Annotated in this window: 11 protein-coding genes; 1 reads left to right on the forward strand and 10 read right to left on the reverse strand. The window is 49.8% G+C overall.

Going from position 1 to position 18137, the window contains the following annotated elements; translation table 11 throughout:
- Position 1 precedes the first annotated feature (1 nt).
- The 10 genes from ACQSGY_RS01825 to pyrR form a co-directional block, all read right to left on the reverse strand.
- The gene (locus ACQSGY_RS01825) at positions 2-2911 is read right to left on the reverse strand and encodes an ABC transporter permease (protein WP_427050456.1); all 2910 of its coding nucleotides are present in this window, start codon (positions 2909-2911) and stop codon (positions 2-4) included.
- Positions 2911-4023, reverse strand: a complete 1113-nt coding sequence (locus tag ACQSGY_RS01830) for an efflux RND transporter periplasmic adaptor subunit (protein ID WP_427050457.1) — start codon at positions 4021-4023, stop codon at positions 2911-2913. The genes ACQSGY_RS01825 and ACQSGY_RS01830 overlap by 1 nt, the downstream gene beginning before the upstream one ends.
- On the reverse strand, positions 3986-4927 hold the full coding sequence (locus ACQSGY_RS01835) for an ABC transporter ATP-binding protein (RefSeq protein ID WP_427050458.1): 942 nt from the start codon (positions 4925-4927) through the stop codon (positions 3986-3988). The genes ACQSGY_RS01830 and ACQSGY_RS01835 overlap by 38 nt, the downstream gene beginning before the upstream one ends.
- 273 nt (positions 4928-5200) lie before the next feature.
- Positions 5201-5842: an orotate phosphoribosyltransferase gene (pyrE, locus tag ACQSGY_RS01840; protein WP_427050459.1), complete on the reverse strand. Its 642-nt coding sequence runs from the start codon at positions 5840-5842 to the stop codon at positions 5201-5203.
- The gene (pyrF, locus tag ACQSGY_RS01845; protein ID WP_427050460.1) at positions 5839-6579 is read right to left on the reverse strand and encodes an orotidine-5'-phosphate decarboxylase; all 741 of its coding nucleotides are present in this window, start codon (positions 6577-6579) and stop codon (positions 5839-5841) included. Before pyrF ends, pyrE begins: the two co-directional genes overlap by 4 nt.
- Positions 6580-6684: 105 nt before the next feature.
- Complete coding sequence (carB, locus tag ACQSGY_RS01850) at positions 6685-9900, reverse strand: carbamoyl-phosphate synthase large subunit (protein ID WP_427050461.1); 3216 nt, start codon at positions 9898-9900, stop codon at positions 6685-6687.
- Between the two features lies 1 nt (position 9901).
- Complete coding sequence (carA, locus tag ACQSGY_RS01855) at positions 9902-11044, reverse strand: glutamine-hydrolyzing carbamoyl-phosphate synthase small subunit (protein WP_427050462.1); 1143 nt, start codon at positions 11042-11044, stop codon at positions 9902-9904.
- Between the two features lie 395 nt (positions 11045-11439).
- On the reverse strand, positions 11440-12744 hold the full coding sequence (locus ACQSGY_RS01860) for a dihydroorotase (protein WP_427050463.1): 1305 nt from the start codon (positions 12742-12744) through the stop codon (positions 11440-11442).
- A 126-nt stretch (positions 12745-12870) separates the two neighbouring features.
- The gene (locus tag ACQSGY_RS01865; RefSeq protein ID WP_397366371.1) at positions 12871-13782 is read right to left on the reverse strand and encodes an aspartate carbamoyltransferase catalytic subunit; all 912 of its coding nucleotides are present in this window, start codon (positions 13780-13782) and stop codon (positions 12871-12873) included.
- Entirely contained in the window at positions 13782-14345 is a 564-nt protein-coding gene (pyrR, locus tag ACQSGY_RS01870; RefSeq protein WP_184182374.1) for a bifunctional pyr operon transcriptional regulator/uracil phosphoribosyltransferase PyrR, read from the reverse strand. The genes ACQSGY_RS01865 and pyrR overlap by 1 nt, the downstream gene beginning before the upstream one ends.
- Positions 14346-15018: 673 nt before the next feature.
- On the opposite strand from pyrR, the gene ACQSGY_RS01875 reads away from it, so the two are divergent.
- A complete protein-coding gene (locus ACQSGY_RS01875) occupies positions 15019-17694 on the forward strand; it encodes a YhgE/Pip family protein (protein WP_427050464.1) in 2676 nt (891 codons plus the stop codon).
- Positions 17695-18137: the final 443 nt, after the last annotated feature.

The following is an 18137-nucleotide window of genomic DNA, read 5'->3' on the forward strand; positions in this document are numbered from 1 at the left end:
TTTACCTCTCCTCTCCCATTTTGACCGCCTGATGCACTCTCAGCCTGCGAATCTGCCAAAGCAGCATGGACGCTCCAATAATCAGCATGACCACGGTTACGCCGTAGAGCTGAAGCATATCCTGCTGTTCAAAGACGATGCGGAATGGCGGTACCTGGGCGGACACATTATCTGTCGTTTGCAGGAATGGCAGGAAGAGCCTGCTTGAAACCTGACCAATACCGATCCCCAGCAGGATCGAAAGTCCCGCCGTGAACACCTGCTCCAGCAGCAGCATGCCGCTAAGCTGTGCCCTCGACAGCCCCATGGCACGCAGCACACCAAACTGCACCACACGTCCCGAAAGGTTAAAGAACCAGTAAAGCACATACCCGATTAACGAGATAATTACTGATACCAGGAAGCCCAGACTCAAAATACCGAACACTCCACCCCTTGAAGGATGTTTTCCCTGAGTAACCAGTTCTGTTCGTACATCCCGAACGGATGACAGCTCAATCCCCTCAGCCGCAAGTTTCTCCATTAACGGAGCCACCTTGGCGTCCGGTTTCATTTTCAACCATACCTCATAAGGGATTAGAGGCACCTGATCATATATATAATCCAGATTGGCCACGAAGAACGGCATCTGATCCGGGTATTGTGAAGGCCAGTATGGAATGATACCAAACACAACAAATTCGATCGCTTGACCTTGAATACCCATAGAGACCATATCTCCGGTTTTAAGCTTGAATTTGTCTGCAAATTTCGAAGAGATGAGCACAGCCCCTTCATACTTTCCAAGCAAATCCAGATACTTGTACGGATGGGCAGGGAACAGATCGTTTCGGAACCAGGCTACCTGGGCAAAATCAACATTATCAATACCGACTAACATCCCCTGACCGCCAGATTTACCCGAAACAATGATGTTCCCCTTCGTTTGCAGGACACGCGCAGCATGATCTACACCTTGCAGCTTGCGGAACACTTCAAACGGAGGCTCGGAGTAAATAATTTTGGTTGGCTGTGACGAACCGCCACCAGCACCGCCACCACCATTTCCTCCTCCTGCACCGCCATTAGCTCCGCCACCACTGCCGCCTCCGCCTTGCTGGCCGCCACCTGATCCTCCGCCCTGTCCAGAACCTCCAGGCTTAATCTCCGGCGTTCCTTCCCATACCGTTTGCATAATAACATCCGAACCGTAACGGTATAGTGTACGCTCTGTCGAATTCAAATCAATGGTGCGGGCCGCAGCCGAGTTATACACCCCAAGACCGAGTGTCAGCACCAGCAGAATCATCAGCGGGTAGTAGGATGAAGAGGAACGGGACAACTGCGTCAACGTCAGATACAGGGGGACTGGAAGCAGCTTGCGTCCAATGAACTGAATCAGCTTCAGAATCCAAGGGAACAAACGCAGGAAAAACAATCCCAGTGCAAAGATGGCAAGTGCAGGTACGAAGAACAGAAACGGCTGCACCTGTAACTGATCTGTGGTCATGCCTGTCTGGAACGTCAGCATCTGACGTTCATAGAACAGATAATAGCCGTATCCTGCCAATCCCAGCAGCCCGACATCGAGGAACCAGCGCTGCCACAGCGGCGCACGGTCTGTACGAGCCTGACGCCGTTTCGCGGATACAATCGTCGCCCGTGCATAAGTGATTGCTGGAATCAGAGATGCAATAATGGCAACGAGTACAGCTGCTATCCCGAGCAGCACCGCCTCCTTGGATACACCGATCGGAATGGATTTCCGATCAACAAAAGACAAGAAGCCGCTTGCAGAGCCAATGCTTTTTGCCATGAACCACCCGAGAAACGGTCCAACCACCAGCGCTATAGCCCCCAGAAAGATGCCTTCCAACAGATACAGCGAGAAGATTTGACGAGCCGAGGCTCCGCGGCTGCGAAGCACCGCAATGTCACTCTCCTGCTTTTGCAGCGATTGTCTTGCATTCATCGCGATAAAATAAAAGACCATTGCAATCATCGGCGCAGCCAAGGTAAACAGCATCGTCTGCAGCTGCAGACTCTGACTGCGGAACTGCTTCAGCAGATCACCGAACGTAATATCTACTTTGGTATCCTTCAACCGCTGATACAGATCAATATCCAGCCTTTCCAGCATAGCGCTGAGACCAGACAGCTGGCTGGTTTGAATGTCTTTCAGGTCAAAGGCATAATACCAACGCGAGTTTTGAAGCGGAATGCCCTTCTCCTTGAGTAATACGTCATTAAAAACCGTATCATTCACATAAAGCCCGTTCATCATGCCATCGAACCCTTGTACCCAGTAAGGACTGTTTACATCGTCCGCTTTGAATGAACCTGTAATTTTGATACGAAGTGTGATGTCAAGACCACTGTATATCGGATACTCCAGAATATCGCCCACATGCAGATCATTCCGGTACATTCCTTCTTCCAGCATCACGGCCTCGATCACATCGTCCTTGACCTGATTTCCGGGTTTTACACCGGCAGAGTAATTCACCTGTGCATCCAGCCCGCTCATCGTTGCCAGCGTCATGCTCCGTACCCGGCTTGCATCCACTTTGGTTGGATCTTCAGGACTGACCTCGGTACTGCGAATGGATCTTGTATTCACATACGTACGGAATGGAAAGCCTATGTCACGGGCAACATCCTCGCGAATGTAGCGATCGACCTCATCAAGGCCTCTTAAATCTGTCTTTGCACCCCCGGGTGCCTGATAACTCATTAGCAGCGATCCTGCTGGCAAACCCTCACTGTTATCCTGTAGCGTCTGCGCGACAACCCGTTTCAGTGCACCATCGGCATACATCGGAATACTGACGGTGAACGCTACCGCCACAATCAAGCCGATTAGTGTACTGAAGGTCATCCAGCGTGTGTTCCACATTTTGCGGAACAGCAGCCGTAGCAATGGCAGCCCCATTAGCGTCCCACAACCTTCTGACCTACTGTCAGACCTTTCAGAATCTCGACATCGGTCGATGTCTGCTGTCCAACCTCAACGTCCACCTCGCGCTTGCTTCCATCACTCTCAATGACCTGTACATAGGTTCTGGAGCCGATGGAGCGCAGAGCGGATACAGGAATGACAATTGCGTTCTCGGTACGCTGTGTTACGATCGAAACCGTTAAAGGCGTGCCGCGTTCCACACCTTTCGGCATTTTCGCCAGGGTAACAATGACATACTGATCAAGTGATTCCTTCGGAGGAGGTGATCCTCCCTGGCCTGATCCGCTGCCGTTATTGTTGTTGTTTGAAGCTTCAGCGGTAGGCATCACTTTGATTTTGCCAGCCACCTTGCCAGCACCATTAATATCTACTTCAGCCTTCATACCTGCCGTAAATTTCTCCAGATCCTCCTTCGCAAACGTAGCCGCCACAACAAGATTGGACGTATCCGCAATCGTTGCGATGGGATCATAGGCTTTGACCGCAGCCCCCTTCTCAACTTGAACCGCAATAATGGTTCCGCCAAATGGGGCCGTTAATGTGGACTGACCAAGCTGTTCCTCCAGATCGACAAGCTCCTGACGAAGCTCTTCAAAAGCGATGGTTGCTTCCTCGAACTCCACCGGGTCCATCTCGTCTTTTTTGCGCAGCGTTTCCTTCATCTGTACTTCGGACTTGCGAATCTGAAGCCGCTTGCCGCGAATTTCCTTCTCCACACTGGCGACATCAAGTACTGCGAGCACCTGCCCCTTCTTCACTTTGTCCCCCGGTTTAACATTCAGCTCTTTGACATGCATGCCATCCAGTGTAAAATATACCTTCTCTTCGCGCTGACTCATCATCTTGCCGCTTCCGCTGACCTTTTTCTCCAGCGTCTCCGTGCGAACCTCATATTCCGGTTTCTTGGAGATCGTTGGCGGTGTGATCGGTGGAAGCACCTCTTCCTCCGATTCGGATGGCAGCAATGAACAGCCTGACATCGTTGCAGCGAGTATTGCACCAAGTACAATAAGTGCTGCGCGTTTCCCCCTCTTCGGAGCGGCACCTTTACTTGAGAAATCTGCCGTCCGCCATTTCATAAACATGGTCCGCAACCTCCAAAATTGTAGGATCGTGTGTAGTCATACATATCGTTACTTGCTCTACTTCAATAATATTGCGGAACACGGTCATTACCTGTGCGCCCATCTTGGAATCCAGTTCAGCCGTTGGTTCATCCGCAAGCAGCAGCCTTGGCCGGTGTGCAATCGCTTTCGCGATAGCTACCCGCTGCTGTTCCCCCCCGGACATTTCAAAAGGACGGTGCTTCACCCGTTTGGTCAAGCCGACCAGATCGAGGCAGTGACCTACTCTTTCCTTCCATTCCGAGCGCGGCACATCCGCCATGCGAAGCGACAGCTCTACATTTTCCCAAGCCGATAACAAGGGCATAAGCGCATACGCCTGAAAAATAAACCCGATTTCCTTGCGCCGCAAAGCCGTTCGCCGCTGGTCTCCCCAATCCTGCAAGGGCTGTCCGGCAAATAAAATCTCCCCGCTGGAAGGCTGGTCAAGCCCGCCAAGCATATTGAGCAGCGTCGTTTTACCCGAACCCGATCGTCCTTTGAGCATAACAAGCTGCTGCGGCTTCACTTCCATATCAATGCCTTTGAGCACATGAATAATGCGACTGCCTGTCTGAAAGCTGCGATGAACGTTGCGAACCTCCAGAACAGGACCATCATACGGAGGAAGCAGCTCCTTCTTTGGCTTTTTTGCAGCCTTCTGAGGTTGTTCCTCGACAGCAACAGCTGTCTCCTCCACCGCAGCTTGCACATCTGAAGAGACCCCGGCAACGACAGAAGGCTCGGGTTGTACTATGTATGAAGATGCTTCCGCTGCTGCTCCCTCCTCCGGCTTAGGCTGCTCCAGTTGATGTTCATCGCCCGATTGGCTCTTGGCAGGTCTTTTTTTTGAGAATAACTTTTTCATGCCAGCAATCACGCTCATCCTCTCTTGTTATCCTGCGCATTTCCTTCATGCGCCCTAAAACTAGAAATCTGTTCCATACTACACTGAATTATAAACGACTGCTCTCTACTAAAAGTTACAAGCTTTTTACAACGTCAGCGTGAAAAAGTTAATATTTTGATGAACATAACAAAAAAGCATCCCAACATGCGGGATGCCACCTGAATATTCAATCGTTTTACCGTCGTAACGGCAATCATTACAATTTTGATACCGTTTGCCAGACGGTAACTTGTCGTTCGCCCAATGATATTATTTACCAAATGAAGAAGGATCTTCACGCCATGATCGAAGCAAAGCAAAGTCACTTTCCTGAATCGTTCCCTCCGCGAGTGCAACCTCCATCAGCGCTGTATAGTTCGACAGGGTTTGCAGCGGAATGCCCGCTTCCTCGAATGCTTTCACACCTTTATCCAGCTGATAGCTGAAAATGGCCAGCACAGCCAGTGGTTCAGCTCCTGCCGCACGTACAGCTTCTGCCGCTTTAATCGAACTTCCTCCAGTTGAAATCAAATCCTCGATCACAACTACTTTCTGCCCTTCGCTGATCAAGCCTTCAATCAGGTTTTCCTTGCCATGACCTTTTGCTTTATCACGAATATAGGCCATAGGCAGGTTCAGCTTCTGAGCGACCCATGCTGCGTGCGGAATACCAGCGGTTGCAGTACCTGCGATCACTTCTGCATCCGGGTACTGGTCACGAATGATAGCCGCAAATGCTTCGGCAATGTCGTTACGGATCTCCGGATAAGACATCGTCAGGCGATTATCACAATAGATCGGTGATTTGATGCCGGACGTCCATGTGAATGGCTGCTGCGGACGCAGCGCCACGGCTTTGATTTTTAACAGCTGGGAAGCGATATGGTTTGGAATTTGACTTAGTTTGATCATGCGTTCAACATCTCCTTCAAAATAGTTTCTGCTGCTTCACGCGGGTCGGGTGCACCCGTAATCGGTCTGCCAACAACAATGTAATGACTGCCTCTGCGGATGGCCTCACCTGGTGTCAGGACACGTGTCTGGTCACCAAGGCCACTGCCCGCAGGACGAATGCCTGGAGTCACTGTATGAAAATCACTGCCGCACGCAGCACGAATAGCTGGCACCTCCAGCGGTGAGGCCACTACGCCATCCAGCCCCGCTTCCTGAGCAAGTCCTGCATAACGAACCACGGCTTGCTCCACACTCCCGGGAATGCCGATCTCGTTATTCATTGTCTCTAGACTGGTGCTGGTCAGCTGTGTTACCGCGATAATCTCGGGTTTCTTCAGAGAAGGGTCAACGGCAAGCGCTGCTTCTGCGCCTTCACACGCCGCACGCATCATGCTGGCTCCGCCCGCTGCATGCACATTAAACATGTCCACCCCAAGACGGGTAATGCTCTCGGCTCCGCCGCGCACCGTGTTGGGAATATCATGCATTTTCACATCGAGAAACACGGAGTATCCTTTCGCTTTCAACTGCCGAATGAAATCTGGCCCCGCTGCATAGAACAGCTGCATACCAACCTTGAGATAACAAGGGATGCCCTCAAGGGCCTGTACCAGCTTCTGAGCCTCTTCCACTCCCGGATAATCCAGTGCAACCATCAGACGTCCGGCCATCTCATTGAAATTCGGGTGATTCATAACCCAGCGCCCCTTCCGCGTGCTTATTTTTCCGTTTTTGCCCGATATAAAGGACATCCCGCCAGCCCGCAGGCTGACTGATGTCCTTCATCAAGTGACTATTTGTTATACAAAGGCTGGCATAGCCTCCGAGGAGAAGTTGATCGTTTGCAGCATAATCAGCAGCGCGCGAATCGTATCCAGGGAAGTCATACATACCACACCGTTCTCTACCGCTTCACGACGAATCCGGAATCCGTCACGCTGCGGTGTTTTACCCTTAGTCAGGGTGTTGAACACAAAGTTCGCTTCACCGCTGCGGATCATATCGAGAATGTTAGGAGAGCCTTCGCTTAATTTGTTCACAACCGTTACCGGAATGTTCGCTGCTTGAAGCGCAGCTGCCGTTCCGCCAGTTGCCATGATTTTGTAGCCCAGTCTGTAGAAACCTTCGAGCAAAGGTACTGCTTCGTCCTTATCTTTGTCTGCTACCGTTACCACAATTGCTCCAGTAGCCGGAATTTTCATGCCCGCTCCGATCAAACCTTTGAACAAAGCTTTGGCATAGTTCGGATCACGCCCCATAACTTCACCAGTAGACTTCATCTCAGGTCCGAGCGTAGGCTCAACGCGGCGCAGCTTCGCAAAGGAGAACACTGGTACTTTAACCGATACATGATCTGTTTCAGGCCACAGTCCATCGACATACCCAAGGTCCTTCAGTTTTACACCGAGGATCGCTTGTGTTGCCAGGTTTGCCATCGGAATGTTGGTTACTTTGCTCAGGAAAGGCACGGTCCGGGAAGAACGCGGGTTCACCTCGATCACATAAACCTGACCCTCATGGATAACAAACTGGATGTTCACCAGTCCGACCGTTTTCAATTCCTTCGCAATTTTGATGGTGATCTCTACAATTTTCTCTTTCAGATCAGCAGACAGGTGCTGCGGAGGATATACCGCGATAGAGTCGCCAGAGTGTACCCCTGCGCGTTCGATATGCTCCATAATACCCGGCACCAGTACCGTTTCGCCGTCACAGATGGCGTCTACCTCAACCTCTTTACCCAGCATGTAACGGTCGATCAGAACCGGATGCTCCGGATTGATTTTTACCGCCTGTTCCATGTAAGTCAAGAGTTCTGCATCGGAGTATACAATCTCCATTGCGCGACCACCCAGGACATACGAAGGACGAACAAGTACAGGATATCCGAGCGCTTGAGCTGTTTCCACCGCATCGTCTACGGAAGTTACTGTTTTGCCTTTTGGCTGTGCAATCTCAAGGCGAGAGAGCAGACGCTCGAACTTTTTGCGGTCCTCTGCTTCATCAATGCTTTCCAGGTCTGTTCCGAGAATCGTCACGCCTGCGTTGCGCAGCGGTGCCGCCAGGTTGATCGCCGTTTGGCCACCAAACTGCACGATAACCCCAACTGGCTGCTCTTGCTCGATAACGTTCATGACATCCTCGAAGAACAGTGGTTCGAAGTACAGACGATCCGATGTGTTGAAGTCTGTCGATACCGTCTCCGGGTTGTTATTGATAATAACTGCCTCATATCCGGCTTTCTGCAAAGCCCATACCGCATGTACGGTGGAGTAGTCAAATTCGATCCCTTGACCGATGCGGATTGGACCGGAGCCAAGAACAACAACCTTTTTCTTGTCGGAAGGCAGAACTTCGTTTTCTGTCTCGTATGTCGAGTAGTAATAAGGCGTTGTTGCTTCGAACTCGGCCGCGCATGTATCTACCATTTTGTATACCGGGCGCAGGTTCTCTTCGTTACGACGTGCTCTGACTTCTGCCTCTGTTGTCAGCGTACCGCCAGGCTGCCCTTCAGCGCGCAACTCAGCGATAGCACGGTCCGTAAAGCCAAGGCGTTTCGCTTGATAGAGCGTTTCGGAAGTCAATTCGGATTCTGCGCGAACGCGATCTTCGAACTTAATGAGCCCTTCAATTTTATCCAGGAACCACCAGTCGATCTTCGTCAGGTCCTGAAGCTGCTGCAATGTATATCCTCTGCGGAACGCTTCTGCCACCAGGAACATGCGCTCATCGTCCGCTTTGATAAGTCTTTCATTCAGTGTTTCTTCATCCAGTGTTTCTGCACCTTTCAGGTAGAGACGGTGTACACCGATCTCCAGGGAACGAACCGCTTTATGAATGGATTCTTCAAAGGTACGTCCAATCGCCATGACTTCGCCTGTCGCTTTCATCTGTGTACCCAGCTTGCGGTTCGCCGTTGTAAACTTGTCGAACGGCCAGCGCGGGATTTTGCTCACGATATAGTCCAGCGTTGGCTCAAAGCAAGCGTACGTCTGACCTGTAACCGGGTTAACGATCTCATCCAGCGTATATCCCATGGCAATTTTGGCAGCCATTTTCGCAATCGGGTATCCTGTTGCTTTGGAAGCCAAAGCGGAGGAACGGCTTACCCGTGGATTAACCTCGATTACATAGTATTGGAAGCTGTGCGGATCAAGCGCAAACTGTACGTTACATCCTCCCTCGATGTTCAGGGCACGAATGATTTTCAGGGAAGCGGAACGAAGCATTTGGTACTCACGGTCAGACAGCGTTTGGCTTGGCGCCACAACGATACTGTCCCCTGTGTGAACACCTACCGGGTCAAAGTTTTCCATATTGCAGACCACGATACAGTTATCGTTCTTGTCACGCATAACCTCGTACTCGACTTCTTTCATGCCAGCGATGCTCTTCTCGACCAGACATTGACCGATCGGGCTGTAACGAAGTCCGGCTGCTACGGTTTCACGAAGCTCCTCTTCGTTCGCACAGATACCACCGCCTGTTCCACCAAGGGTGTAGGCAGGACGAACGATGATTGGATAACCGATCTCACCTGCAAATTGCAGGGACTCTTCAAGGGTTGTCACGATAACACTTTCAGGTACCGGCTGTTCCAGTTCACGCATCAGATCACGGAACAGATCGCGGTCTTCCGCTTTTTCGATGGAAGTGAGCTGTGTTCCGAGCAATTTCACATTTTCACGTTCAAGTACGCCTGCACGTGCCAGCTCTACCGCCATGTTCAGCCCCGTTTGACCACCGAGCGTTGGCAGCAAGCCGTCCGGACGCTCCTGACGAATAATCTGAGTTACAAAATCGAGTGTAATTGGCTCGATGTAGACTTTGTCTGCCATATTTGTATCTGTCATGATTGTTGCAGGGTTGCTGTTGATGAGTACAACTTCCACGCCTTCTTCTTTCAGGGCCTGGCAAGCTTGTGTACCGGCATAGTCAAACTCGGCCGCCTGACCGATGACAATTGGACCGGAACCAATCACCAGGATTTTTTTGAGATCTTTGTTAATCGGCATGTTATTGCGCTCCTTTCACTGCGGCTGCCAATACGGCTTGACGCGGCTTTTGCGGGTTAGTGATCTTGTGCTGACGAATCATCTCGATGAAACGGTCAAACAGGTAGCTGTTATCATACGGTCCTGGCGCTGCTTCCGGGTGATATTGTACGGAGAAGGCAGGATATTTTTTATGTTTCAGACCTTCAATGGTCTTGTCATTATTGTTGATGTGTGTAACTTCAAGATCTGTGCTCTTCACAGACTCTTCGTTTACAGTGTAGCCGTGGTTCTGGGATGTGATGAAGCAGCGTCCGCTCTCCAGCTCTTTAACCGGGTGGTTGCCACCGCGATGTCCGAACTTGAGTTTTTCCGTGTCCGCACCTGCTGCCAAAGCGAACAGCTGGTGACCAAGGCAGATGCCGAAGATTGGGTATTCGCCCAGCAATTCACTGATCATGTTCACGGCATGAGGTACGTCTTTCGGGTCCCCAGGACCGTTGGAGAGCTGAATGCCATCCGGATTAAGGCGGCGAATCTCGTCAGCCGTTACGTTATGCGGCACCACAACGACGTCACAGTTCCGTTTGCTCAGCTCACGCAAAATACCTGTTTTGGCACCGTAGTCCACCAGTACAATACGCTCTGCTGTACCCGGGCTGTTGTACACATGCTCCGTAGAAGTCATTGGAACCTGGTTGCGCAGCTCGGCAATCGTAGTGTCGCCCATCATCTCCAGCAGTTCTGCGACAGGTTTCGATCCTGTTGTGAGAATTCCCTTCATTGTACCCTGATGACGAATCCGGCGAGTCAACATACGTGTATCAATCTCGCTGATGCCTACGATTCCGTATTCTTTCAGCAGATTATCCACGCTGTATTCCGCACGCCAGTTGCTTGGTGTTGGCTCATGGCGTCTTACGACAAAGCCATGCACATATGGACGAATGGACTCAAAGTCATCCCGAGTAATACCGTAGTTACCAATCAGCGGGTATGTCATCGTCACGATCTGTCCGCAGTATGAAGGGTCTGAAAGCACCTCTTGATAGCCTGTAATTCCCGTATTAAAAACGACCTCACCTGTCGTTTCACCTTCCGCACCAAATGCTTTACCGGTGAACAGTGTGCCGTCTTCCAACAATAATCTTGCCTGTCCCTGCATCCCATCTCACTCCCTCTGTGTTTATCAAAGTTGAATACTTGGAGTTGAACATAAGCGATGTTACGTAGGTTGAAGCTTCGTGGTCAGAAAACCCTGCGATCGCTGTTATCCCCGGATTACTCTCTTTCCATTTTTCAAATGGGGTAATCCGGTGATAAAGGCGAGCGCTTCGCTTCTTCGGGTCTTTTCTGCCCACTCCGCAGTTACGTTCGAGTCTATGTTCAAAAGCAGGATTCAACTTTTCTTTGTTGCGTATATTTTGACTCAAGGCTTGACTTGCCTTGAGTTTGTTCATAAAAAGTTATTACTGATCAAGCATTTAGTTCGTTTAAAAATATATGTTATAAGTGCAATTGTATCTTTTTAACGATGTATTACGTCAGCATAGTGCTGTTTTATTGCTGTAACGTGTTATTCCATACGCTTTTGCCATCCACCCATGTTTGTACCGGCCAGCCTTTCAGCTTCCAGCCTGTGAATGGTGTGTTTCTTCCCTTGGTCGCAAACGTTGCCGGGTCAACCGCTTTCTCTTCACCCAGATCAATCATGGTCAGATCGGCAGGTGCTCCCGCTTCCAGTTTACCCGTATCCAGTCTGAATACACGAGCCGGATCAGTCGTCATGCGTTTCACCAGGAAATCCAGTGTCCACAATCCCGTTTCAACAAACTTGGTGTACAGCAGCGGGAAGGCTGTTTCGAATCCAACGATACCGAATGGTGCGAGCTCCATGCCTTTTGCCTTCTCTTCTTCACTGTGCGGTGCATGGTCGGTCACGATCATATCCAGTGTTCCGTCCAGCAAACCTTCGATACAAGCCTGCACATCACGCGGGGAGCGCAGTGGTGGGTTCATTTTCCAATTCGCATCCATACCTGGAATATCTTCATCCGACAGCACCAGGTGATGCGGACAAACCTCTGCAGTCACCTTGATACCGATAGATTTCGCCAGACGGATCAAACGAACCGATTGCTCTGTGCTGACGTGGCACACATGGTAGTGAACACCTGTTGCTTCAGCCAGCAGAATGTCGCGGCCTACATGGATCGCTTCGGATTCATTCGGAATACCCTTGATCCCGTGACGCTTGGAGAATTCACCTTCGGTCACATATCCGCCCACAACCAGTGAATCATCCTCACAGTGAGCAATGACCGGCATATCCATGCTGGCTGCCAGACTCATGGCATCCTTCATCATCTGTGCGTTCTGTACACCTACTCCGTCGTCCGTGAAACCAATCGCGCCTGCGGCTTTCAAGGCAGCAAAGTCGGTCAGCTCGCGTCCAAGTTCGTTTTTGGTTATTGCCGCATAAGGCAGCACTTTAACCAGATCCGCTTCCTTCGCTTTGTTCAGCACCAGCTCTACAATCTCTGGTGTGTCGGTGACAGGTCTTGTGTTTGGCATGCAGGCAATCGTTGTAAAACCACCCTGTGCAGCAGAGCGTGCGCCTGTTTCAATCGTTTCTTTATGTTCGAATCCAGGTTCTCGCAGATGCACATGCATATCGATCAATCCAGGAATGACCAGTTTTCCTGAAGCATCTGTTACATTTTGCGCTGACTTCTCGGCATTCCGTACGATTTCACTTTCCGGGTCAGCGATCGTTTTAATTTTACCTTCTTCTATAAGAATGGTTTTCCGTTCAAGTTCCCCTTCTTGATTCAAGACGTTTGCGTTCTTAATCACCTGTACCATAATTGACCTCCGCTTCAGTTCTGTCCAGCAGATGAATCCGCTGAATGAATGGTTTATCGTCTACTCTGTTTATTTGTTCTGCAGAAAACATCGTCTCGCCAGCCTATGATTATCGTGCAGACCCTGTTACAGCTTCATCGCACGTTCCATAACCGCCATGCGGATCGGAACTCCGTTAGCCATCTGCGGGAAAATTCGTGAAGCTTCACTCTCCACAACCGCATCATCCACCTCGACGTTACGGTTTACCGGAGCAGGGTGCATAATAATTGTGCTTGGCTTCAGGCGGGATGCCCGTTCTTCCGTCAATCCGTAGTGTTCACGATAATCCTCAGCTGAAGTGATCAGTCCATGCTGGTGACGTTCCAGTTGAACCCGGAGCATCATGACTACATCAGCATCCAGCGCTTCCTCAAGAGCCACATAAGGTGCGTGCTGTGCAAGCTCGGGTGCTTGCATTGTTGGTGGTGCGCAGAAGCGCACATCTGCACCAAACTTTTGCAATGCCCACAGATTGGAGCGCGCGACCCGGCTGTGCAAAATATCTCCGATGATTGACACTCGCAAGCCTTTCAGTTCACCAAAGGTCTTCCGCATCGTATAGAGATCAAGCAGCGCCTGCGTCGGATGCTCATTGTTCCCGTCTCCCGCATTCACAAGTGGCACGTTCACTTTCTGGGCCAGCTGCTGCAGCACACCAGCCGGTTTCAGCCGGATAACCCCGGCATCAATGCCCATTGATTCCAGTGTGCGAACCGTATCGTAGATCGATTCTCCCTTTTCCACACTGGATGCGGCTGCCGTAAAGTTCAGCACTTGAGCTCCCAGACGTTTCTCGGCCATCTCGAAGGAGAAGCGGGTACGCGTGCTGTTCTCAAAGAACATGTTAGCTACAAAGCGAGATTCCAGAATCGGAACCAGCTTTTCTTGCTGGGCTTCCCAGTGGGCTGCACGATTCAGAATGGATTCAATCTCTTCACGGCTAATGTCCTTAAGTCCAAGCAAGCTTCGGTCTTTCAACGCTGTCTGTGTAATCATCATGCCTGCTCCCCCCGGTTCTGAATGATTTTGACTTCGTCCTGTCCATCCGTTTCCATCAGTGCAACCTCGATCTCTTCTGATTTGGACGTCGGCACGTTTTTGCCGATAAAATCAGGCCTGATCGGAAGCTCCCGGTGTCCGCGGTCTGCGAGTACAGCCAGCTGTATGTTCTGGGGTCTCCCGCAGTCCATCAGCGCATCCATCGCGGCCCGAATCGTACGTCCGGTGTACAGCACATCATCGAACAAGATCACTTTCTTGTTGTGGATGGAAAGGGATTCAGGCGTCATAATCAACAGCTCCTTGCGGCTCGCCTGATTGTTATCCAGACGGTCATCGCGATAAGGGGTTACATCCAGTTCGCCCCATGGAACTTTGGCGCCTTCAATCTCTTCAATCTTGGCGGCGATTCGTTCGGCCAGGTACACTCCGCGTGTGCGGATTCCAACCAGTACGCAATCGTCGATACCTTTGTTCTTCTCCAGTATTTCGTGGGCAATCCTTGTCAGTGCTCGGCGGATCGCCGTTTCATCCATAATGACATGTGTTTCTGTGCTCATGCGTTCAGCCTCCTCAGGATGTTCCTTCGAAACCATGGCCCCGTGACGAGGAGAACAAAAAAGACTCCTTGCCGTGTTTATTGGCAAGGAGTCTCCAAACTTCAGACGTCGCTGAAGAACGTTTACTCTCAGGATGCATCTCTTATCTGCCGCAGCAAATAAACGATGTATCATTCACGTTACCTTGCCAGTCTCACGGGACTGATTTAAAGGTGCTATTCATGTCGTGCATATGAGGAACCTCACAGAGTTCTATCTCATTATGCCCGTTTGTCTTCATGAATTATGACAGAAAGACAACTCTCTGTCAACACCTCACCATCTCAGGTGCATATCCTCTGCTTTATCTATGATTAGAATCAGCATTTGGGCCGAAAAACATCCATGTCACATCACATGTCATTCGTCGTTTATAATTATACAACAAACCTGCATATTTATCCATAGACAATTACAGCAAGCTGCTTATCCAATTTTCACCTGTGCAAACCAGTCCTTATTTAGATGTAATAACATGAATCAGTCCACTGTAAATTGGGGAAAGTTTATACACAGCACCATTTAATAAAAGCTTTCTTTTTCCGATATACATATAGCTTGGGAGCAGACGACGGAAGGATGACCAGCCTTCCTATGCTCAAACTCCCGCACTGTTATAAGAAGGAGGACATCAATGCGTCACATATGGCATATTTACAAGACAGACTGGATGCATATTTTGAAAGTACCGACAGGCATATTTTTGATTGCTGCAATTATTCTTCTACCTGGTGTGTATGATTGGGTAAATGTGAAATCCGTCTGGGACCCGTACAGCAATACACAAGGCATCAAAATAGCTGTTACCAGTGAAGATCAAGGTGCAACTGTCACGGGAACTTCGGTCAATATAGGTGAGGAGCTCATTCGAAGTTTAAAGCAAAACAAAAAGCTGGGATGGACCTTCGTTGATAAGGAAGAGGCAAGCCGCGGAGTTCAAACAGGAGCGTATTACGCCAGCTTGCTGATTCCTGCTGATTTTTCGTCCAAAATAACTGGCATTGTGGAAGGAAAGCTGGATCGGCCGGAAGTAATCTATACCGTTAATGAAAAGGTAAACGCCATCGCGCCCAAAATAACGGGTTCCGGTGTGTCGGCGATTACCAAACAAATTAACGAGAATTTCACCGAAGCCGTCAGTGAAGCAGTGCTCACCAAGCTGAAGGAAGCCGGGATCGAGGTCAATGCCCAGCTTCCAACGCTGCGTAAAATGGAACACGGCATCTTTATGCTGGAGAAAAATCTTCCTGCCATTCAGGAGGCTGGTCAAAAGGTATTGGAAGTGGATCAGGCCATGCCCGAGATTGTGACACAAGCACAAAAAATCGTAGAGCTGGAGAAGAGATTGCCTGAAATCAATGAAGCGGCCGGATACGTACTGAAGGTACAGCAATACTGGCCGCAGATTAAAGCAGCCGCTGCCGAAGTCGTGGCTCTGGAGACTCGCATTCCTGACATTCAGCAGGCTGTTGCCCGCATTCAAGAAGTGGATGCCAACTTCGGACAAGTATCCGGCGTAATACAGACTGCGTTGGATAAAACCGACAAAGCACTGGCTATAGTATCTGCTGCCGAGCAGGATCTTGATAAAATATCCGACATCGCTGCAGGTGGCGCGCAGCTGACGGAGGGCCTGAATCGCTTCGTTGATGCCACTCAGGAGGCATTCCAGACAATTACACCAACGATTAGGCAAAACCTGCTGCTGATCCAGCAAATCACCAATGCGGCTGGTGATGTATTTGCACAATTAAATAAAACCGATCTGAGCAAGCTTCCAAGCGCAGACGATATAGACCGTATTAAATCACGTTTAGGCACTGCCTTGAAGATCGTGGACAGCATGGCTGCCCTGCTTGGGAAAATGGATGACTTACTGCCGTCTCATCCGTTATCTGCAAAGGTACAGCAATTGCAAACGATATCCGATCAGCTTCAGCAGCAGATAAGGATTGCCGGCATCATCAGTAACGCACTGCGTAACAATACTACGCCCCCGGCAGACATGGTTGCCAGATTAAACGAGATTACAAGTAGTATAAGCAGCGGCATAGATCGGTTCATCAGCACCTATGACAGCCAAATCTCCCCTGCGCTCTCGGCAGGTACGGATCAATTAAAATCGATCCTCTCGACTTCAGCAACTACACTGGAGGGAGTACAGGAGCGTCTTCCCGACATAGCAGACATTCTTGCAACGGCAAAGCAAGGGATTACGTTTGGGCAATCCGAGCTTGAGAAAATTCAGGGTGATCTGCCTCAGATTCAGGCTAAAATACATGAAATCTCGCAAGCTCTGGATACGAAAAGCAAAGCCTTCATCCAGGCAATCCATACCGTGTCCTCTCTTGTTCAGCGTGACCTGCCCAAGCTTGAGGACAAGCTGAATGCAGCCGCCGACTTCGTTCGTAATGATTTGCCGCAGGCAGAGAAGCAGATTGGCAAGGCGTCCAGCTTTGTACAACATCAGCTGCCTGAGGTGCAGAAGGGTGTTCATCGTGTAGCGGGCCTTGTACGTGATGACCTGCCTGCACTGGAAAATGCAATCCGCAAAGCTGCAGTCAAGCTGAGAGAAGTCGAAGGCAATAATCAGTTTGCCGAGCTTGCCAAGCTGCTGCGGGGGGATATCGAAAAGGAAAGTGCCTTTCTAGCGAGTCCTGTACAGATTAAAGAACAGCAGCTGTACCCTATTCCGAATTACGGCTCAGCCATGTCTCCCTTCTATGCCGTATTGTCTTTGTGGGTGGGCTCGACCCTCCTTATATCATTGCTGCGTGCGGAAGCGGAAAATCCGGAGGCACAATATCGCGGATATGAGCTGTACCTTGGTCGTCTCGCCACGTTTCTGACGATTGGACTTTTACAGGCGATATGCGTCACGGCAGGAGATATTCTGATTCTCGGAACTTACGTGGCAGATAAATGGTGGTTCATTCTGTTTGCAATGCTCGTAAGTGCCGTCTTTGTAACCATCACATACACGCTGCTGTCCGTGTTCGGTAATATCGGCAAGGGCATTGCCATTATTTTTATGGTGTTTCAATTTTCCAGTTCGGGCGGCACCTTTCCGATCAGCATGACATCGCCCTTTTTCCAGGCGCTCAATCCGTTCATGCCGTTCACCTATGCGATCAGCCTGCTGCGAGAAGCGGTTGGCGGCATTCTATGGTCCTCTGCTATTAAGGACATTCTGTGGTTATGTCTGTTCATTGTACTAAGTCTGGTTCTGGCTCTGTTGTTAAAACGACCGTTAAGCAGTCTGACCAAGCGTTCCGCCGAAAATGCGAAAAAAACAAAAATCATCGCTTGATTGATTTTTACTTCATCATCTATATAACTTGAACTAAAGATTTTACACAGTCCACTCCAATGACAGAATAACCTTCCAATCGCTGTTATCCCCGGATTTTTTGGATTCCCTTTTCCAAAGGGTAAAATCCGGTGATAAAGGCGAACGCTTCGCTTTTTCAGGTTTTTTCTGTCCTCTCCGTTAAAGTGTAAATATTAGTTATAAAGACTTTCCAATAGATTTTCCATAAGCGAATAGGAAAAAAGAGACCGTTTCCGGTCTCTGAACTGTGACCCCATTTATGAATCCTCTTAAAAAGGGTCCCTATTCTTTAAAGCCTCCGGATGTACTTCCCCATCTAAACGGTTAAGCAGTCGCTTCACTGTTCGTTGAACAAGAGACAATCCCAAAAATGAGGACAGATAGTGAGCTAAGATTTCTTTGGTTGCACCATCTTTTACACA

It is taken from the genome of Paenibacillus sp. TC-CSREp1, assembly GCF_050171015.1.
Lineage (GTDB): Bacteria > Bacillota > Bacilli > Paenibacillales > Paenibacillaceae > Paenibacillus > Paenibacillus silvae.